Origin of the sequence: Collinsella sp. SGI.178 (assembly GCF_050313495.1) — a bacterium.
Taxonomy (GTDB): Bacteria; Actinomycetota; Coriobacteriia; order Coriobacteriales; family Coriobacteriaceae; genus Collinsella.
Window position 1 is genome coordinate 13,933 of sequence record NZ_JBNPLM010000004.1, and the last position, 20,148, is coordinate 34,080.

The 20,148-nt window shown below is 60.3% G+C and carries 16 protein-coding genes; 7 read left to right on the forward strand and 9 right to left on the reverse strand.

Annotated elements, in window-relative coordinates:
* Positions 1-444: 444 nt before the first annotated feature.
* From ACQRAQ_RS02085 to ACQRAQ_RS02110, 6 genes are all read left to right on the forward strand, one after another.
* On the forward strand, positions 445-1,782 hold the full coding sequence (locus ACQRAQ_RS02085; RefSeq protein WP_427747640.1) for a prolyl oligopeptidase family serine peptidase: 1,338 nt from the start codon (positions 445-447) through the stop codon (positions 1,780-1,782).
* A gap of 78 nt (positions 1,783-1,860) precedes the next feature.
* Positions 1,861-3,372: a nucleoside hydrolase-like domain-containing protein gene (locus ACQRAQ_RS02090; protein ID WP_427793658.1), complete on the forward strand. Its 1,512-nt coding sequence runs from the start codon at positions 1,861-1,863 to the stop codon at positions 3,370-3,372.
* 192 nt (positions 3,373-3,564) lie between these two features.
* Positions 3,565-4,302 carry a DUF4428 domain-containing protein gene (locus ACQRAQ_RS02095; RefSeq protein ID WP_427793659.1) on the forward strand — a complete coding sequence of 246 codons (738 nt, stop codon included), beginning with the start codon at positions 3,565-3,567 and terminating at the stop codon, positions 4,300-4,302.
* A gap of 24 nt (positions 4,303-4,326) precedes the next feature.
* A complete protein-coding gene (locus tag ACQRAQ_RS02100) occupies positions 4,327-5,649 on the forward strand; it encodes a hypothetical protein (RefSeq protein WP_427793660.1) in 1,323 nt (440 codons plus the stop codon).
* A gap of 48 nt (positions 5,650-5,697) precedes the next feature.
* The gene (locus tag ACQRAQ_RS02105) at positions 5,698-6,939 is read left to right on the forward strand and encodes an SPFH domain-containing protein (protein WP_427793662.1); all 1,242 of its coding nucleotides are present in this window, start codon (positions 5,698-5,700) and stop codon (positions 6,937-6,939) included.
* An 81-nt stretch (positions 6,940-7,020) separates the two neighbouring features.
* Positions 7,021-7,863 carry a hypothetical protein gene (locus tag ACQRAQ_RS02110; protein ID WP_427793664.1) on the forward strand — a complete coding sequence of 281 codons (843 nt, stop codon included), beginning with the start codon at positions 7,021-7,023 and terminating at the stop codon, positions 7,861-7,863.
* 192 nt (positions 7,864-8,055) lie between these two features.
* Here ACQRAQ_RS02110 and ACQRAQ_RS02115 read toward each other — a convergent pair whose 3' ends face one another.
* From ACQRAQ_RS02115 to ACQRAQ_RS02130, 4 genes are all read right to left on the reverse strand, one after another.
* Positions 8,056-8,679 (reverse strand): response regulator transcription factor, encoded by a 624-nt coding sequence (locus tag ACQRAQ_RS02115; protein ID WP_427747634.1) that lies wholly within the window; start codon positions 8,677-8,679, stop codon positions 8,056-8,058.
* Positions 8,676-10,175 (reverse strand): sensor histidine kinase, encoded by a 1,500-nt coding sequence (locus ACQRAQ_RS02120; protein WP_427793666.1) that lies wholly within the window; start codon positions 10,173-10,175, stop codon positions 8,676-8,678. Before ACQRAQ_RS02120 ends, ACQRAQ_RS02115 begins: the two co-directional genes overlap by 4 nt.
* Positions 10,172-11,971 (reverse strand): histidine kinase N-terminal 7TM domain-containing protein, encoded by a 1,800-nt coding sequence (locus ACQRAQ_RS02125; protein ID WP_427793668.1) that lies wholly within the window; start codon positions 11,969-11,971, stop codon positions 10,172-10,174. The genes ACQRAQ_RS02120 and ACQRAQ_RS02125 overlap by 4 nt, the downstream gene beginning before the upstream one ends.
* 226 nt (positions 11,972-12,197) lie before the next feature.
* Positions 12,198-13,628: a 6-phospho-beta-glucosidase gene (locus tag ACQRAQ_RS02130; RefSeq protein WP_427793670.1), complete on the reverse strand. Its 1,431-nt coding sequence runs from the start codon at positions 13,626-13,628 to the stop codon at positions 12,198-12,200.
* Positions 13,629-14,035: 407 nt separating this feature from the next.
* Here ACQRAQ_RS02130 and ACQRAQ_RS02135 point away from each other — a divergent pair, with 407 nt between their 5' ends.
* Positions 14,036-15,142, forward strand: coding sequence for an ATP-binding protein (locus ACQRAQ_RS02135; protein WP_117747030.1), 1,107 nt, complete (start codon positions 14,036-14,038; stop codon positions 15,140-15,142).
* Between the two features lie 195 nt (positions 15,143-15,337).
* On the opposite strand, the gene ACQRAQ_RS02140 is transcribed toward ACQRAQ_RS02135, so the two are convergent.
* From ACQRAQ_RS02140 to ACQRAQ_RS02160, 5 genes are all read right to left on the reverse strand, one after another.
* Entirely contained in the window at positions 15,338-15,982 is a 645-nt protein-coding gene (locus tag ACQRAQ_RS02140) for a DUF4867 family protein (protein ID WP_346963377.1), read from the reverse strand.
* Positions 15,983-16,126: 144 nt separating this feature from the next.
* On the reverse strand, positions 16,127-16,615 hold the full coding sequence (locus ACQRAQ_RS02145; protein WP_118652431.1) for an S-ribosylhomocysteine lyase: 489 nt from the start codon (positions 16,613-16,615) through the stop codon (positions 16,127-16,129).
* Between the two features lie 271 nt (positions 16,616-16,886).
* Entirely contained in the window at positions 16,887-17,825 is a 939-nt protein-coding gene (locus ACQRAQ_RS02150; protein ID WP_427793672.1) for an ROK family protein, read from the reverse strand.
* A 26-nt stretch (positions 17,826-17,851) separates the two neighbouring features.
* The gene (locus tag ACQRAQ_RS02155) at positions 17,852-18,481 is read right to left on the reverse strand and encodes a YitT family protein (RefSeq protein WP_368162060.1); all 630 of its coding nucleotides are present in this window, start codon (positions 18,479-18,481) and stop codon (positions 17,852-17,854) included.
* Positions 18,482-18,574: 93 nt separating this feature from the next.
* Positions 18,575-20,062 carry an FGGY family carbohydrate kinase gene (locus ACQRAQ_RS02160; RefSeq protein WP_427793674.1) on the reverse strand — a complete coding sequence of 496 codons (1,488 nt, stop codon included), beginning with the start codon at positions 20,060-20,062 and terminating at the stop codon, positions 18,575-18,577.
* Positions 20,063-20,148 lie beyond the last annotated feature (86 nt).

Genomic DNA, 20,148 nt, shown 5'->3' on the forward strand with positions numbered 1-20,148 from the left:
CACGCCTTTGGCTCGGCGACTATAACCCCTTACGGCCACCGAACCCTTGGATACGCTGTCGTAAACAATGTGTTTACTGAACGTTTACGGGCTTTAGTTTACACGGAACGTCTAATTTGTGGCAATTTTGCCGTCTGTAGTCCGGTGAACGGTAGGAAATCGGGGGTGAACGTACTTGAACGGTAAGGGATTGTCTATTTGACGCTCTGCTGCTAAATGCCTATTTACGTGGTCTTTTAATTTGGTAAACACCTCTATTCTTTGTTGACCCATCAACAAAAGCCCTGCTAAATGGTGATAAACGAATGTTTAGTAATTTGTTGAGTGTTCATTTTGACCGTTTACCGAGTTCATCTGCCTGTTCTGTAGCTCTGCATTAAACTAAACATGTTTAAGTTGTATTGCCGCTGATGTTTACCACTCGCGGCGCAGAGGAGGCAGCTCATGGAACTCAAATCGTGCACCTACGCAACCGTCACCACGCTGGGAGACTTTGGCCCCTGGATCAGCAAAGTCGTGCTCGACCTGCCGTGCACCGTTCGCGCCAACGATATCAATGCGCGCACCTTCCATATATATGTAGAGCGCCATGAACGCACGGGCGAGATCCTGATGCGCAAAGAGCGCGGCGCCGACCACGCCGCACCTTCCGTAGGCTATGTCGACGTCCTCGCCGCCTATCCGTGCGATGAGTGCGGACGCAAGCTCGCCTTTGGCACCCATGTGGCGCTCGAGATCGCCGAGCAGCGCCTGACCAAGAAGATCGAGGGCAGCGTGATGGGCTCGCGCTTGCTCGACGACCAGCTGCGCATCACGCAGCTCGCGGCCCTTCCCGGCAATGACGGTGACGATCCAACCTGCGGCCTGGTCTTTGACACCTGCCGCGGCGACATCTGTCCCGCGCTCAAGGGCTGGAGCAATGCCACGCAAAAGACCGCCGTCAACGGCATCGCGCTCGAGTACGGCTTCTTTGAGCCCAGCTTTAAGGCCGAGGACTCCGCCTGCTTCAACCCCTTCGCGCCCGAAACGATAGTCGTGCCCCAGAAGGCCCCGCTCGTGGTGTACCTGCACGGCGCTGGCGAGGGCAAGGGCGCTACGCAAGGCGAGGGCGCCACGCGCGCTTATATCGGCAACCGCGTGACGGCCATCAGCCAGGCGCAGATCCAACGCTACTTTGGCGGCTTTGCCTGGGTTCTCGTGCCGCAGTCGCCCACGTTTTGGATGGACAACGGCACTGAGCAGCTCGGCCACTCCAACCAGAGCATCTACTCCCCCGTCATTAAGGCGCTCATCGACGAGTTTGTCGCCGAGCATGCCGACCGCATCGACACCGACCGCATCGTGGTCGCTGGCCTTTCCAACGGCGGCTTTATGACGCTGCGCCTGTGCGCCGACTACCCCGATTTCTTCGCCGCCGGCCTTCCCTGCTGTGCCCCGTGGTACAACGCCACGGACGAGGACGTAGCCGCGCTCGCCAAGACGCCGCTGTGGTTTACGCACTCCAAGGGCGACGAGCTCGTGTCGCCGCAGCAGACCGTGCTGCCGCTCACGGCACGCCTGCGTGACGCCGGAGCCAACGTGCACCTTACCTACTTTAGCCATGTCGAGGACCTGACCGGTCGCTATCGCGAGGCCGACGGCTCGCCCAAGAAGACGTTCAACCACGGCGTGTGGATCCACCAATTCAACGACCTGTGTTATCAAGACTTCGACGGGGGCAGCGTACTCATCGACGGCGAGCCGGTGGGCTGCTGGGAGTGGTCGGCCAGGGTCAAACGGTAATCCGTCCCGGCGCGGGGACCGGGTCCCGTCTTGCCTTGCGCGTAACTGGCTGAATTGATTTTGATTGGAGCTGCTCCTATGTCCCAAGAGTTAACTCGGGTGATTGTTACTACCGATATGGAAGTCGACGATATGAACTCGCTCGTTCATTTGGCTCTGTATCTTAATGTGCTTGATGTTCAGGCTGTGGTGTATACGGCTTCGCAGTATCACTTTCTTGGGGATGGGGTTCATACGCTGGGCGAGGTGAATTCGCATTGGCGGACCAAAGGGCGTCGCTCTTATGAGTGGGATGTTGTGCCTCATGAGCCCGATCCGCTGGCCGGCGAGCTTCGTGAGTATCGTCCGTTTCCCGAGCATTGGATTGAGAGTCTCTGGAGTAATGAATATGCCCAGGCTTGGCCGCAGTTGCAGGCGAATGCGGGCGCTGCCGGTGAGCCGCCGTTTCCCACGCCTGCCCAGATGATCGAGCGCACCTTTGTGGGAAATGTTGCCTTTGAGGGTGATGTGACTGAGGAAACTGAGGGATCTCGTGTAATTGCGCAGGCAATTTTGGATGATGATCCGCGTACGTTATGGCTACTCAGCTGGGGTGGCATGAACACCATCGTTCGCGCCCTCATGAGTATTGCCGAGCGTTATCGCGTCACGCCCGAATGGCCTGCCGTGCAGCAGCGGGTCTATCAGAAGGTGCGCGTGATGGGCGTTGCCGATGGCGTGGGGCAGGACAACTCATGGCTCGACCATGGACGCGAGCTCTTTCCCGAGCTCATCTTTTGGTGTGTGCCCTATATGTATGGCGGCTATGTCGATGCCAAGATGGCTCAACCCGATACGCTGCCGCTGTTTAAGGCACCTTGGCCTGAGCAGAATCTCACGCAGGGTAACGGCCCCCTCATGGCACGCTACATGCTCTATGGCGACGGCAAGGTCTACGAAAATGAGCCCGAGCGCTTTCAGTTTGGCAAGCATGCCCGTCTGGATTGGGGTCTAGAAGGCATGCCCGCGATGCAGTTTGAGCGCGGCGACTTTATGGCCGAAGGCGACAGCATGACCTATATTCCGCTGCTGCCGTTTGGCCTGCGCGGTATCGATGACCGCGGCTTCGACACACTGCTCGGCCGCATGTTTCTTGATGGGCATCCCGATACGGACGCACCCGCCGGTTTTGCCGCCATCGGCACGCCCGTAGACGGCAACCCCAATCCCTACCTGCGCGCCTATCAGGAAGACTTTGCCGCCCGCGCGCAATGGTGCGCCCATGATCCGGCAGCCTGCTCGCATCCGGCATATGTTGTCGAGGTCACGGCCGACCGCAGCGCTACAGCCGGCGAGCGCGTCACCCTTGCAGCGACCGTCGTCGACCCCGACGACAAGGGCTTTGATGCACATTGGGATGTCGCCGTGGACCCGTCGAGCTATGCAGGCACGCAGGATCTTTCGCTGTGGCAGGAATGCACGGTGAGCACCGCTTTTATCGTGCCCGCCGACGCGCAGCCCGGCGACCGCTTCGTGCTCACCCTTACCGTGCAGGCGCGCGCCGAGCGCCCCTGCAGCCGCTACGCCCAGGTTGCCGTGACCGTGGCATAGCAGGGACGGCGCCCACATTCGGCATGGAGCATCCCCAACTGCTACTCATTTAAGTACGTCCCCAATGAGTGGCCGAAAATGGGCCATGTGTCCCAGTTGTGGAGACTCCTTGAGCCGTCTGGGTATCGTGAAAGATCGCGCGCTCACCCATCATCAAAAGTGACACACGCTACCTGTTGATGGGAGGCAGCCATGGGCTTCTTTGACAAGATGTTCGAGAAAAAAGAGTGCGCGATTTGCGGTACCGAACTGGGGCTTTTGGGAAAGACCAAAATCAACGAAGGCTACCTGTGCAAAGAGTGCGCAGGCAAGCTCTCCCCCTTCTTTAGTGGTTGGCGCTCCAGCACCGCGGACGATATCCGCGAGCAACTCGCCTACCGCGAGGCCAACGCCGAGCGCCTGGCCTCGTTCAACCCCACGCGCACGCTCTCTGCCGGGCGCACCAACATCATGCTCGATGAGGACGCGGGCCTGCTGATCATCACTTCGCAGAGCCGCTGGCGCGACGCCAATCCCGACATCATCGAGTTCTCACAGGTACTCGGCTGCGATATGGATATCGACGAGCATCGCACCGAGATCTATCGCGAGACCAAGGACGGCGAGCGCGAGAGCTACAACCCGCCGCGCTACGACCTTGATTACGACTTTAACCTGACCATTCACGTCAACACGCCGTACTTTACCGAGATCAACCTGCGCGTGAACGACTCCACCATCGATCAGCGCGGGTCCATCGAGTACCGCGAGGCCAAGCGCCAGGCAACCGAGGTCCGCGATGCACTGGTGCAGCTTCGTCAGGAAACGCGCGACAGCGTCGTGGCCGCCAAGGCCCCCAAGACCGCGGTCACCTGCCCCTTCTGCGGTGCAACCACCATTCCCGATACCAGCGGGCGCTGCGAATACTGCGGCGGCGCCATCGGCGCATAGCCTCTGGCACGGAAAGGACCGATCATGGCCTTCGAGAGTGTCAACTATCAGTGCCCCGCGTGTGGCGGCCCCCTTCACTTTGCCAGTGCCGAACAAAAGCTTGTCTGCGACTACTGCGATTCGCGTTTTGAAGTCGAAGAAGTCGAGGCCCTCTATCGCGAGCGCCAGGACAAGGCAGATGCCAAAGCCGATGCCGCAGCCGCGGCTCGCAAACCTGCTGTCGACGATGCCGTGCAGGATCTGGCCCAAAACGCCGGCTACATCTGCTCGTCGTGCGGCGCCGAGCTGGTCTCGGACGGCACCGTCGCCGTTACCACCTGCCCATACTGCGGCAACTCCGCCGTGGCGCCCGGCCAGCTCTCGGGCGACTTCTCACCCGACCTGGTGATTCCGTTTAAGCTCGGGCGCGATGATGTTATGGCAGCACTCAAAGAGCACTACAAGGGCAAAATCCTGCTGCCCAAGAGCTTTGTCACCGGCAACCACATCGACGAGGTCCAAGGCGTTTACGTGCCGTTTTGGCTCTACGGCGCCCGCGTGGACGGCGAAGTGCACTTTGATGCGACCAACGAGACCGTGACCGAGGAATCCGACCGCACCGTCACGACCACCGACCACTACGACGCCTACCGTAAGGGCAAAATCTCGTTTGAGCGCGTGCCCGTCGACGGATCGTCCAAGATGCCCGACGGCCATATGGACGCCATCGAGCCGTTTGACTACGACGCGCTGCGCCCGTTCTCGGTCGCGTATATGCCCGGCTACATCGCCAACCGCTACGATGAGGATTGCGAGACCTGCAAGGCGCGCGCCGAGCGTCGTATGGAAGAAAGTACGATTTCGGCCCTGCGCGAGACCGTCGTCGACGAATATGACGATGCCACGGTCGAAAGCAAGCAGCTCGACTACACCTGGGAAGACAGCAACTACGCTCTGTTCCCCGTGTGGATGCTTTCCACCTCGTGGAACGGCAAGAGCTACCTGTTTGCCATGAACGGCCAAACCGGCCGCATGGTCGGCGAGCTTCCCTGCTCCAAGCTCAAGCTCGCCATCGCCTCGGTGCTGTTCTTTGTGATCGGGTTTGTCCTCTCCCAGATTCTCTTTATGGGCGAGAACGCCTTCAATCCGGACTACCTCACCTTTGATATCGAGGGCATCCTCATCAACATCGTCGCACCGCTGATCATCGTAATCATCGGAGACGTGCTGCTGGTAGGCCAGCTCAAGACGGCCAACGAGGCCACCCACGCCGATTGCTACTGCGGCGAGCTCGACTTGACCGAGAAGCACGACACCTTCAGCCACACCGAGACCACCGTTGTCATGAAGGACAACAAGGACGATTAGCCATTCTGACCAATACCACCCGGCCTTTGACGAGAAAGGAAGATCACCATGGGACTCTTGAAAGCTGGATTGGGTGCTGCCGGCGGCGTCATGGCCGACCAGTGGAAGGAATATATCTATTGCGAATCGATGCCCGCTGACGTCTTGGCCTGCAAGGGCAGCAAGCGCACCGGCGGCCGCAGCTCCAACACGCGCGGCGAGGACAACGTCATCTCCAACGGCTCCGTCATCGCCGTCAACGACGGCCAGGGCATGCTCGTGGTGCAAAACGGCAAGATCATCGAGGTCGCGCTGGAGCCCGGCGAGTTTGTCTTTGACACCGGCAGCGAGCCGAGCGTCTTTAGCGGCAGCCTGGGCGACTCCATCAAGGAGACGTTCGCCAATATCGGCAGCCGTTTTACCTTTGGCGGCGACGCGGGCAAAGACCAGCGCGTCTACTTCATCAACACCAAGGAGATCATCGGCAACAAGTACGGCACCGCCTCGCCTGTGCCCTTCCGCGTGGTCGATAACAACATTGGCCTGGATGTCGACATCTCCGTTCGCTGCAACGGCGAGTATTCGTACCGCATCACCAACCCGCTGCTGTTCTACACCAACGTGTGCGGCAACGTGACCGATAGCTACACGCGCGATAAGATCGACAGCCAGCTTAAGTCCGAGCTGCTCACCGCTCTGCAACCCGCCTTTGCCAAGATCTCGGAGATGGGCATCCGCTACAGCGCTATCCCCGGCCACACCACCGAGCTCGCCCGCGCGCTCAACGAGGTTCTCTCCGCCGACTGGCGCGACCTGCGCGGCGTCGAGATCGTGAGCTTTGGCGTCAACTCCATCGCCGCCTCGCAAGAAGACGAGCAAATGATCAAGGACCTGCAGAAGGCCGCAGTCATGCGCGATCCCACCATGGCAGCTGCCAACATCGCCAGCGCCAAGAGCGATGCGATGCGCGCGGCAGCCGCCAACCCCAACGGCGCGATGGCCGGCTTTATGGGCATGGGCATGGCGGGCGGCATGGGCGGCATGAACGCCAGCCAGCTGTTCGCCGCCGGCCAGGCACAGCAGCAGGCCGCCCCACAGCCGGCTCCGGCACCCGCCCCCGCACCGGCTCCTGCCGCTGCCCCCGCGGCCGGCGCATGGACCTGCAGCTGCGGTGCCACCAACACCGGCAAGTTCTGCCCCGAATGCGGCAGTCCCGCACCCGCCCCGGCACCGGCCAAGTGGTTCTGCCCCAACTGCGGCAGCGAAAACGGCGGCAAGTTCTGCAGCAACTGCGGAACGCCTAGGCCCTAACCCCTCTATCTGGTAATTGGCGGGGGGTCCGCCACCCCCCGCATTTGCTTCTATGGGTTTCGTTCGATAAAGGAGGACACCATGAAGACAACGTTCAAAAAGTCCGTACTCGCATTTCTGACATGCGTCCTGGCGCTCGCCTTTGCCCTGACGGGCTGCAGCGGCGGCGGCAAGGACCCCAAGGCCAACTTCGTCGGCAGCTGGGAACTCTCGGGTGGAACCCTGGAGGGCGAAGAGCTCACCGATGAGTACATGGATATGCTCAAGGAGTGGGGCCTCAACTGTATCCTGATCCTCGACGAAGACGGCACGGGCGTCCTCGACATGTTCCTTGAAGTCGCCGACCTGAAATGGGAGGCCAAGGACGCCACCACTGCAACCATCACCGCCGACGGCGATTCGCAGGACATGAAACTCAAGGACGGCAAGCTCGTCCTCGAGGTGGAAGGCGACAAGCTTATCTTTACGAAGTCCGACAAGGATCTTTCCGGTACGCTAAAAAAGGATCGCGAGGCGGCCGAGAAGGAAGAGGAGATCGATGAGACCGTCGAAGACGACGATGTCCAGAGCGTCGAAATCTCCCCCGCCGTCACCGTCGCCGATGACGATCTGTGCACCATCACCATCACTGAAAAGTTCAAGGACGAATGGGGCGACATCGGCTTTGTCGTCAACATCACCAACAAGAGCGACAAGGACCTGACCTTCTACGCTCCCTCCGGCAAGACCAACGTCAACGGCACCATGAAGGAACCCTGGTTCTCGGCTAACCTGATGCCCGGCACCAACGCCACCGAGGAATTCACGTTCTCGAGCGGCGAGCTTGACAGCCTTGACGACCTGGTCAACACGACCATCGGCATCGACGCCTATCTGACCGATTCCTACGAGGACGTCGCCTCCTACACCGCAACCATCGCGTAGCGGCGCGTAACATCAGCCGCGGATTGGCGGACGCATCCGCGCACTTGCCAGGCGGGGCCGCAGGAGTTGATCCTGCGGCCCCGTCGTTTTTATGCCGACAGCACAGCCGCACAAGCAGGCCGCCCGTCGTTTTCTGATGCAAAACGGCGGGCGGCCTATCTTTACGGCGCCGGAACACGGCGAGCGCGTCGATTACGGGCGCTCCATGTTGGGGACGATGCTGCCCTCCGTTACCGCGCGCACGGCCAGACGCATGATGTTGTCGTAGCCGGTCTTGCTCAGAATCTCCGAGATGCGACGCTTGATGGTACCCTCACTCATAAACAGCTCGGCCGCGATCTCGCGGCGGCTTTTGCCCTCGCAGGCAAGGCGCAAAATCGACAGCTCGACATCGTCGAGTGCCGCCGTGCCCGAAAAAATGCTTTCGGGCGGCTTGGGAAACGTGCAATAGCCCGCCAGCGTGGAGCGCATCACGGCGAACAGCTCGTCGATACCGACGTTCTTGTACACAAAGCTATCGACGCCCGCCTCGCGAGCCTGATCGACAAAGGTGATCTCGGGCATGCCTGTCATGATGATGACGCGGCACTCGGGCAGCTGCTCCTTGATGCGCGCCGCCGCCACGATGCCGTTTGAATCGTGTTCGGTGCACACGTCCATCAATATCATGTCCGGGCGCTCCTTGAGCGCGATACCCAAGGCCTCGGAGGCATCGGCGATCGCGGCGACGACGGTCATATCGGGCTGGTCGCCAACGGAGCGCGCCAGGCTTTCGCGCAGAATGGCCTGATCTTCGACAATTAACACGCGGATCATGAACTTCTCCTTTGGACCGTGGCGTTGGGGCTCAGCGGGATGGACACCGCAAGCGTAAAGGGCTGGGCGGCGTGGACTTCCAGGCCGCCGCCCAAATCTTGCGCGACATGCCTCATACCTGGGATACCCGTTCCCTCGCGATACGATACGGGGGCCGGGGACCCGTCGTTAGAAATCGTCATGCGCGCGACGGCGCTAGCATTCGTCCCCTCCTGCCACAGGCGCACGTGGACCTGATGCGCCTGCGCATGCCTGGTGGCATTGGTCGAGGCCTCGCGGATAATCTGCAAAAATGCGGCGGCGACACGCGCGTCCTCAGGCAGCGCACCCTCAACATCGATCTGCACACTCACCAAGCCAAAGGCGTGGACGATATCGCTCAGCTGCTCTGCAGGCTTGCTGGCACCGCCACTGCGCAAATCGGCGGCGATTGAGCGCGGCAACGGGTCAATCTGCTCGAGCGACTCATCATCCAGACGTCCCTCCTCCAAATAGCGATGAAGAATGGACAGGCGCTGGCCGATCACATCGTGAACGCGGGCACGCATACGTAGGTAGGCCGCATTGTCGGCAACCTTTTTGGCTTCTTCGATCTGGGCCTGGAGCTCTTGGCCAGCACGCTCAAGCAGGTGGTTGGCTTGCGCCAGACGGTCGTAGGCGTGTGCGTATTCCGTCACGTCCAGGCCGACGACGCGCTCGAACGGACGGCTCGAGACCGTAACGGAGTCACGCACGAACAGACGAATCTCGGAAGGAGAGACCTCGACCACGGCGCGATCCCTACCAAAGCGATCAAGGTCGATATGGGCGCGATTAGCGCTGCTTTCGGGCATTTGCATGCTCAGTTTGCGCAGGTCGTTCCATGTGCTGCTCATGTCGCCCAGGTCGGTGGGCATATGGAGCTCTACGAGGTTTTTGCGCATGCAGCGGTTCATGAGCAGCGGACGGCCCCTCGGGTCTAGATACAGGATGCCCACGGGAATCACGTTGATGGTCTCGATCGTCGAGAACATGGTGATATCCTCTTGGCGGTTACGGACGTCCATCAAGAGCGCCGCGATGGAACGGAACAGGAAGAACGCTCCCCCTGCGATAAGGACAACGGTCCACGCCGAGCCCATGGCAAAAACCACCGGTGGTGTAACGGCGACAACAAGCAACAGCTCGACCAGCATGACGGGACGACGATAGTGCACCATAAGTACCACGCCATAGGCAAAGATTGCGGCATTGAGCCACAACGCTCCGCCCATTGCCCTGGCGCAAACGTCAAGCGGCGCCACCAGATACGAGCCAGACGACGTGAACAAGATGAGCGCCGAAATCATCAGGTGAAGCACAAGACTCGCCTCGTAGGCGCAAATCACCTTACGGTTATAGGACGAGCGGCGCGATGCGATGAGCGGGACGTGGATCGTCTGCAGACACGCAGCCAGGGCAAAGACAACATCGAGCGCAACGATTTGGGGAAGTATGAGCGAAATCTGCATCGTCACTCACCCGCCCTCGGCATCAAGACGATCATGCGCAGCTGACCGGACTCGCCCTCAAGGCGGTATGCCACGTTGCGCCCTTGCAAAGCGCTTTCGAGCTCTTGCGCAGCGGGCGTCTGCGAAAGATCTTCATCATCGTTGGAAAAAAGTGTGGCGCGCAGCTCGACGCTGCATCGGTCATGGTCGCCCAAGTGATACATAAGTGCCGGATGATCGGTGGTGTAGGCAAAAAACGCAAAGTCATACACGCAGTCGTACAGCGCGCTTACCGTACTGGCGTGCATCGGGCGCCGTATGGCAATAATCGAGGCGCAATCGACATCGATCGTGCGCAGGTCGCTTGCGAGCTCGTTGGCAATGAGCTGAATGCGGTCGCGGTCAAAACCGCTCTCCCCGTGCTGTGCCAACGTGAGCGACCCCTTCCGTTTGCAATAGGCAACGAGCATCTTGGCGCGCTGCAGCATGCGGTAACGCTCGCGCGAAGATTCCTCGTCAGTCAACGGCGGCAGCGAGCTCAACAAGTCGTACATCTCTTCGAGCGCGCGGGCAAGCGCCTGGTCCACGTCTTGGACTAGCAAGGTCTCGGCCTCTTGATCTGCCAAATGTGTCTTAAGGTCGTAGTCGGCGGCAAGCAGCTCGTTTTGGCGTTGCAGCTCCATGCGACGATGTGCCAGTTCGCGATTGAGCTCGTTGAGCTCCGATACGTCTTGGGCAAGCAGGGCCGATCCCCCCAGCAGCGGAAAAGCACGATACATCACATCGGGATCGGACGCCACGGTAAAGGCATGGGCGCGGCCGTGCTCCTGGGTCCGCAGCTCCTCGCGCACGCCTACCGGCATTGGCTTTGACACCGGCGTGGCATAGACCTCCTGCAGGTCGCGCGTTAGAACTTTGAGGTCAAGCGGCAAGGTGTCGAAGATGCCGGCGATATCGTGGTACGACGGAATGACACCGCAATCGAGACAGATTTCCATCGCCACCACGCACAGGATGCAATAGACGAGCGAAAAGTTGAGCCTCCATGCCCAGGGCACGCGCAGAGCATATGAGATGCCAAAGAATGCGCCGCCCAGCAGCACGAGCGCCGCCGTGCCCGAGAAACGTTGGATGCGAAAGGACGAGGACCGACCAACCAGGATAAAAAAGGCCACGAAGTTAAAGGCCGTCCACACGAGGAAGGCGAAATAACCCCGGCCGTACGTGTAATCGTTGCTCCAGGTGTCGCTTGTACGGTCAAAGCGGAAGACCTGCTGGTGAAAATCGTTGGTGAGCACAAATCCGATAAGCAGGATGGCCACAATCCACAGCGCAGCACGGTAGCGGCGACCCAGGCGGCGTTGCTCCAGGCCCGCAAGGCGCAGGCCGCAGAGCTGGTAGAGCAGCGGAATGAGCGTCATGGGCACGTAGTACAGGTACCACAGCAAGGTGGCATAGAACGGCGTGTACGACTTGTACTTGAGAATGACCTCGATCATCCACAGGGCACAGATGGTGGCGATGGCAACAAGGCGGCGGCGCAACACATAGTCCAAACAACGCAGATAGACCAACACGCCCCAAATCGAAAATACAATTGCGGCGACAAGCAGCAGGAGAGGGCTCGAATGGGTGAGCCCATCCACGACCTCTTCGGACACCTCGCTATAGGCGGGCACGGCGTTAGAAAGTTTGGGGTCGAAGGCGAACAGCACCGGCAAGATTGCCAAAAGCATGAGGAACAGCGCGGTGATGGCGCCGGCGATAGCAAAGACGCGGTGACGGTACACCTGATGCGTTATGCCAACAAGGAATCGCGGCATGGCGAAGAGCCTGCCGCCCCTGGGATCCGCAACCGGAGCGGTCCGGGCGGCCGCGTGGCCGATATGTCGCTCGCGGGTACTCATAGTCCCTTTAGTGTACCGACAGGCGGGTCCAAAAAGCGGGCCGCATGTCCCAAAATCCGCAGACGGCAAGACGCCCGGCGAGCAATAACTACTCGCCGGGCGCCTTGGTTAGAAGGCTATGAAGTTGAGTGTCTCAGCTTCCTTAGGACAGGTCCTCACCATTAGAAGCAATAACCTTCTTGTACCAGTCGAAGCTCTTCTTTTTGGAACGCTTGAGGGTACCGTTGCCGGCGTCGTCGCGGTCCACATAGATAAAGCCGTAGCGCTTGGACATCTCACCCGTGCCGGCAGACACCAGGTCGATCGGGCCCCAGGTGGTGTAGCCCAGCAGGTCAACGCCGTCCTCGGTCACCGCATCGCGCATCGCGGCGATATGCTGGCGCAGGTAGTCGATACGGTAGTCGTCGTTGATGGAGCCATCCTCCTCGACAACATCCTTGGCGCCCAGACCGTTCTCGACCACAAACAGCGGCTTCTGATAACGGTCGTACAGGTCGTTGAGGGTGATGCGGAAGCCCAGCGGATCGATGGCCCAGCCCCACTGGCTCTCCTGCAGGTAGGGGTTCTTGGCGCCGGCGAAGGCGTTACCCTGGGTGCGCTCGACATCGGGGTTATCGGCACCGGCAGAGCAGCGGGTGCTGTAATAGCTAAAGCTGATGAAGTCGACGGTGTTAGCGGCCAGGATCTCGCGGTCCTCGTCCGTCATGCCCACATCGATGCCTAGACGCTCGAGCTTCTTGACGGCATATGCCGGGTAGTAGCCGCGGCTCTGGACGTCGACGAAGAAGTAGTTGTCCTGGTTATCGAGCTGCGCCTGGCGCACGTCGCCCGGACGGCAGCTGTAGGGGTAGTAGCTACCCGCGGCGAGCATGCAGCCGATCTTGATCTCGGGGTCGATCTCGTGGGCGATCTTGGTTGCCCAAGCGCTGGCGACGAGCTCGTTGTGGGCGGCCAGGTACTCGACGGCCTTCTTGTTCTCGCCCTCCTCAAAGACCAGACCGGCACCCATAAACGGCAGGTGCAAGATCATATTGATCTCGTTGAAGGTGAGCCAGTACTTCACCAGCCCCTTGTAGCGGGTAAAGATCGTGGTCGCGAGGTTCTTGTAGAAGTCGATGAGCTTGCGGTTGCGCCAGCCGCCGTACTCCTTGATGAGGTGAATCGGGCAGTCGAAGTGCGTGATGGTCACGAGCGGCTCGATGCCGTGCGCCTGACACTCGCGGAATACGTCCTCGTAGAAGGCCAGGCCAACCTCGTTGGGCTCGGTCTCGTCGCCGTTGGGGAAGATGCGGGTCCAAGCCAGGCTCATACGGAAGGTTTTAAAGCCCATCTCGGCAAAGAGAGCGATGTCCTCTTTGTAGTGGTGATAGAAATCGATGCCGGTCTGCGCGGGATAGTAATAGCCGTCCTCGAAGTCGAGCATTTTACGCTGGCCGGAGACCACCGCATAGCGCTCGGGGCCGTGCGGAGCCACGTCCACGTTGGCCAGGCCGCGGCCGTCCACGTCGTAGGCACCCTCGCACTGGTTGGCAGCCGTTGCGCCGCCCCACAGGAAGTCATTACGGAAAGCCATACATCGATCCTTTCACACGCTGTTTGTCATAGGCTCAGTATCTCTATAAACGGCACGTCGCTCAACGGCAACGGCGCAGGTCGACACTTCTTTTCGCTCCCGCATATCGGCAGACGGTGCGCTCCTGACACTTTTTGATACCTCGCGTGCACGAAAAAGCACCCGCCCACACGCCGCGAACGTCAAGTGAGTAGACTTTTTGGCAAAACTCAACCAGACCCGCCTTTGACGCCATCAAAACCGCAGGTAGCTTACCTGGCATGTTCCGGCGTGGTCAGACTAAGCCAAAAAGTCTACTCACTTGCAAAAAAGGGCGCCTCCACAACAGCGAAGGCGCCCTCGGGTGGCAGACCATTTGACTGAATAGGAAAGAAAGGAAAAAATAGGAAAGAAAGGAAAGGAGACTTATGACTGAAACCATCTTCTCCCCCTCATTTGGAAATCGCCCATCCTATCTCGTCGGGCGCGAAACTGTAATTTCGACATTCATATCCGGCCTTGAGCAGGAACCGGGCAATCGCGACCGAGCCATGCTCATGCTTGGACAGCGAGGCAGCGGCAAGACAGTTCTTCTGTGGGAACTTGCCGACCGCGCACGCAAGCTCGGCTTTGTTGTCGCCACGCCTACCGTAGCCTCCGAGGATATGCTCGAGCGCATTGTCGAGAAAATCCAAGAAGCAGGCAAACCTTACGTCAACAAACGCCGCCTTCCCAAACTCGCGAGCGGCAGCCTAAGTGTTTTCGGGCTCTCGGCAGGCCTCGAGTTCACACGAGACGTGCAGGAGACCAAGAGCTTTCAGTTCAAGCTCACGCAGCTCGCGCGCAAACTGACCGAGCAGGGGCACGGCATCCTCATCCTCATCGACGAGCTCCAAGCAAATTCACCCGAGATCAGACAGCTCGTCACCGCCTATCAAGAGCTGGTCGGCGAACGACTCAACGTCGCGCTCGTCATGGCGGGCCTTCCGGGAGCCGTCTGCGCAACACTCAATGACCGTGTGCTGACATTTCTCAACCGCGCTCGAAAGGTCACGCTCGAGCCACTTTCGGTCGGAGATGTCGATACCTATTACCAGCGGGCTTTCGATGAGCTCGGCCTTGATATTCCAAGCGATCTTCGCCTCCGTGCCGCTCGCGCAACCCAAGGCTCGCCCTATATGCTGCAACTCATCGGCTATAACATCGCCAATCGCTGCAGGACAGGCGAACGTGCGACGCAAGGGTTAATCGACGGAGCCATCGAGGCGTCGAAAGTCGATTTCGAAAACGATGTGTGCGAAACGACGCTCGCCGCGCTGTCAGACCAAGACGTCGCGTTTCTCTCCGCAATGACTGATGACGAAGACGCTGTGTCTCGCATTTCTGATGTTGCGAAGCGCATGTCAGTCACACCCGACTATGCGCAAAAGTATCGCCGGCGCCTCATCGACGCCGGCGTTATCGAGCAGGCGCGCCGCGGCTACGTGCGCTTCGCCGTCCCCTATATGGCTGATTACCTGCGCAGCCAGCTCTAGGCAACCACCGCAAAGGGGACAGGCACCTTTGTGGTGGGTTGGGCCCGCTTGTCTCGATCTGTAACAGTTAGGCCGTCAAAACCGGGCTTGGCGTTACAGATTGAGATTGTTCGGGCGGCCCCCGTGGTTCGTCTTGATCTGTAACAGATAGAGACGATTTAGCGCGCCAACTGTTACAGATTGAGACGGAAGACCCTAGTCCACGGTGATGTCGAGGTTCTTGCCGACGAGACCTACGTAGCCGCCCTCGGCAGCCTTGGGACTATCTGCGTGGCAGAGAACCCACTTGTCGGCCTTCCAGTAGCAGTAGCTATCACCGGCCGCGGGCATGTCGGCCGCAGCCTCGGGGCGCGGACCGTTGGTGCCGGCGGGCAGCGCAACCATCACCTGGAAGCCACCGTCGTCGACCATGCACGGCGTGTAGTGCAACGTGGTGGCGTAGACCTCGACGAGCGTGCCGGCGGGCGCGCGGAACGCCTTGACCTGCGCGGTGTCGAGCTTGCCGTCGACAATCTGCTCACGCTTGGCGAGCAGCAGAATAAAGTCGCGAGCACCCAGGTTGAACTCGCTCGCGCGGTGATACTCCAAGCAGTTGAGCTTCGTGTTGTGGCCGTTGCACCAGCCCAGCTGGAACGGACGGCCGCCATACATGAGCAGGCCGAGCGCATCGGCGCCCTCGACCTGCTCCAGCTCAGGCGCGGAGGCCACGTACTTGCTGCCCTCGGGGATGGGCGTTGCGGAGAGCGCCTCGACGAGCGGGGCGGTCAGGCTGGACGGGACGTCATCCCACACGCGGCCATAGGGTTTGAATTCGGGGTCGGTAACAGAGTAGATATGCATGTTCGCTCCTGTTCGTTTGTGTGATATTACGAACATTCTAGAACAATCACGCGCGGTTTTAAACGTCCGCCATGTCCGCTCAACAAAAAGGCACCCCCGCATAAGCGAAGGCGCCCAGTGAACTCATTTTGAGCGACGAAACCTTTACGCCTGCTGATAGTGCAGGTGTGCCTCATCGATATCGATCAGATCGCGGTCGAGATAGCGACGCGCGAGCCAATTTGCCATAGGGAGATTCTGGTCCAGGTAGTTACCGCACTCTTCGGGAGCGGCACCGGGGACATCGCCCTCGAAGCCAGCAACAAACTCGAACAACTCGCGCACGAGCGGCAAGATCTCCTCACTCGTCACCTCGCCAAACACAACCAGGTAAAAGCCCGTGCGGCAGCCCATAGGGCCAAAGTAGACAATACGGCTCGACCACTCGGCATGGTTGCGAAGGAACGTCGCGCCCAGATGCTCGATGGTGTGGCACTCGGCCGTGTTCATAACCGGTTCTTTGTTGGGCGTGGTCAAGCGCAGGTCAAAGGTGGTGACGGCGGCACCGGTCGCCGGATCGCGGTCGACGCGGCTCACATACACGCCGGGCTCAAGCAGCAGATGGTCAACGGAAAAACTCGCGATGCGCTCCATGGCAGATCCTCTCGGTAGTCAATTTGGGACAGGGCTCTTTTAGCTGGTCGCAACAATCCCACCCATGATAGCAGTCAAAAAAGCCCCGTCCCAAATGACTACTTTGGGACGGCGCGCCGCGCAGCCGATAATATCGACCGTTCAGCATCTAGTTTTCTGACCCCTCACCTATTGATGCTGCGTCGTCCGCAATGCAGAGCGTGCGAGCAGCTCAACAGCCAAAAACCCGGCAGCGACTGTAATCGCCACCAGACCAATAGATGGCCTGCACTTACAGCACCTGCAAACAAGTTGCGACGGCACCGTAGATATTGGCGTCGTTACCCAGCTGCGCCGGGACCACGTGCGGACGAGGCATATCTTTCAGAAAACCAGTGTAGTGCGCCATGACGTCATCCATCTTACGGTCGAGCGCCTCGAACAGCGCGGGATGGCAGCTGATGCCACCACCAATCGCGAAGACTGCCGGGTCGATGACGCACTGCAGATTCACAAGCACACGATCAAACAGCTCAGCATAGGCATCCAATCCGCGCTGCACGGCGGCGACTTCGGACGCGCTCCCATGCTCCAGTAGCTCGAAGATCCGTCGGCCATCGAGGGCCTCCAGTTCAGCTTCATCCGAAATGCCAAGTTCGACTGCCACGAGATTCTGCAGGCCGTGCCATCCGCTCGAAGTCGCGAACGTATCACGATGATCAAGCGGTTCGCTTACGTTGTTGGACAGGAAGCTGAACTCGCCCGCGAAGCCGCCCGCACCTGTCAGCACCCGGCCGTCAACCACGATGCCTCCGCCGATGCCCGTACCGATTACCGCCACGCAACCCACGTCCACGCCGCGCAACGCGCCGGCAGCGTACTCGCCAAGCGCACAGCTTTTGCCGTCGTTGACAACGGTCACGGGCAGCCCCAGCCGTTCGCGCAGCGCTCGGCCAAGCGGAAACCCGTCCATGTACGGCAGCGCACCACCGCGATGGATCGTCCCGTCTGGATCGACCTCGTAACCGAAGATGCCACCTGGGGCCGAGATGCCCACGCCTACAACCTGTCCGCGATACGGCCCTACGAGTGCCGCGAGCGCGTCGACCAGCTGATCGGCCGAGATAAACGCCGTCGGAATCGAACCACGGTCACCAAACTCGTAGTTCTCATTCACAATCGCCCATTTGACGCTCGTTCCGCCGATATCAATTCCAAACAGCTGCCTCATGGCCGCTCCCCTCTCGCTCAATGCGTCTACATGCTCGCAGGCTCTTCCATAAAGGCCATGAGCCTGCGGTTGAGCAGACGACCCCAAAACGTGCAGATACCGCCCGCCAGGAGCGCGGCGGCTACGGTGCCGATACCGATGCCCACCGCAGCACCCGTACGCACAAGCCCGTAGACCAGTGAGATGCCCACACAGCTCCCGTCAAAGAAATACTTCGCCTTACCAAATTCACAGTGAAACACCTGGGAGAGCGTCTGCACCATGCCGTCGGGCGCAACGGGAACGAGCCGCGCGGAGACGATCGGCGTCACGCCGAGCGCTGTGAACGATACGGCGATGACCAGCATGACCAGGCCATCGATGAGTCCCGTTGCGGTAAATGGAAACAGCCAGATATCCAGCACGTCGATGAAAACGCTAAACAGCAGACTGACGGGTATCTGCAAGAGAATCTTGACATCCGGGTAGCGCACCAGGAGAAGCTGGGCAACCACGAATACGCAGTACACGATAAACGATGCCGTACCGAGGCTCAAACCCTCGATGATATACATCAGGTACGGCACCGTACTCATGGGCGCTACACCAAGCCCCGTGCGTGCATTCATTACAACGCCGCAGCTCAGGAATAGAATCCCACATACGTAGACCATCATTCGACGCGTTGGACTCTACCGCATCACATCACTCTCTCGTTCGCATCTTCACCTATCGGCACGAATAGCGCTCCGTAACATCGCCCCAAGGCGTCACTCGTACGCAATCGTCGCCTCGACGGCATGGCGCCAGCCGGCGATCTTTCTGGCGCGTTCGTCAGCGGGCATCGACGGCTCCACGATGCCGCGGGCGCCGTAGACATCGACGACATCGCGCGTGTACATGCCCAGCGCGATGCCGCAGGCCCAGGCCACACCCAGGCCGCTCATCTCGTCATTGCTCGCGATGCGGATGGGCGAGCCAACCAAGTCGCTCTCAAACTGCATCAGGTACGCGTCGCGCGTGGGACCGCCGTCAACACGAAGCTCTGCCAGCGTTGCACCCGAATCCTCGACCATCGCATCGATCACGTCAAAGATCTGATAGGCGATCGACTCGTCGGCGGCCTTCACGAACTCCGCGCGACCCGTGGTGCGCGTCATGCCAAAGACGCAGCCCTCGGCGTCACTCGCCCAGTGCGGCGCGCCCAAACCGGTAAACGCCGGCACAAAGTAGACGCGGCTCGCCGGATTGGCGGCGTAGCACAGGTCGGTAACTTCCTCGGGGTTATTGATGAGTTCCAGATCGTCGCGCAGCCACGTCTTGACGGCGCCGGCGTAGCTCACGTTGCCCTCGAGCACGTACTCGGTCACGCCGTCCATACGCCATGCGAGCGAGCTCGAAAGCCCGTGCGAGCTGGCGACAAACTCGTTGCCGACGTTCATCATGACCGAGCTGCCGGTGCCATAGGTCGCTTTGGCCATGCCGCGGCTATGGCAGCCCTGCGCGAACAAGGCGGCATGGCTGTCGCCGAGCACGCCGTGAATGGGCACGGGTGCCGGCAAAAAGCCGCCCAGGTCCGTCATGCCGAACAGGCCATCGGAATCGGTCACCTGCGGCAGGCAGGCCACGTCGACGCCAAAGGCCTCGCACACCGGCTCGCTCCAGCAGCCACGTCGCAGGTCAAAGAGCTGCGTGCGGCTGGCGTTGGACCAGTCGCAGCGAAACTCCGCGCCGCCCGTGAGCGTCCAGACCACCCAGGCATCGATGGTGCCCAGACACAGCTCGCCTGCCGCGGCAGCCTCGACAGCAGCGGGAACGTTCGCGATGATCCAAGCCATCTTGCCCGCCGGGTAGTAGGGCGAGAGCACCAGGCCCGTCGTGTCGCGCACCAGCTCGGCCACACCCCCGCGCGCGGCCAGCTTATCGCACAGCTCGCGGGCGCGGGCGCACTGCCACACTACGGCGTCGCACAGCGGCTCGCCCGTCGCGCGGTTCCAGGCAACGGTGGTCTCGCGCTGGTTGGAGATGCCGATGCCGGCGATGTCGGCAGGGTCGACCCCGGTCTCCTCCACCACGGCACGTGCCACGGCCAACACGTTGGCGGCAATCTCGGCCGGATCATGGCTCACCCAGCCGGCCTCGTTGACAATCTGGCGATGCGAGCGATCGGCACGATGAATCAAATGGCCGCCCTCGTCCACCAGCAGTGCCTTGGTGCCCTGCGTGGATTGATCGATTCCGATGATGTATTTGCTCATGTACTCTCCCATTCCTTCCGCCAAATCAAAGACGACTGGCGGACAAGGAGCGAGCGGCCGTCAAGTGCCGCAGATTGCCGTGAAAG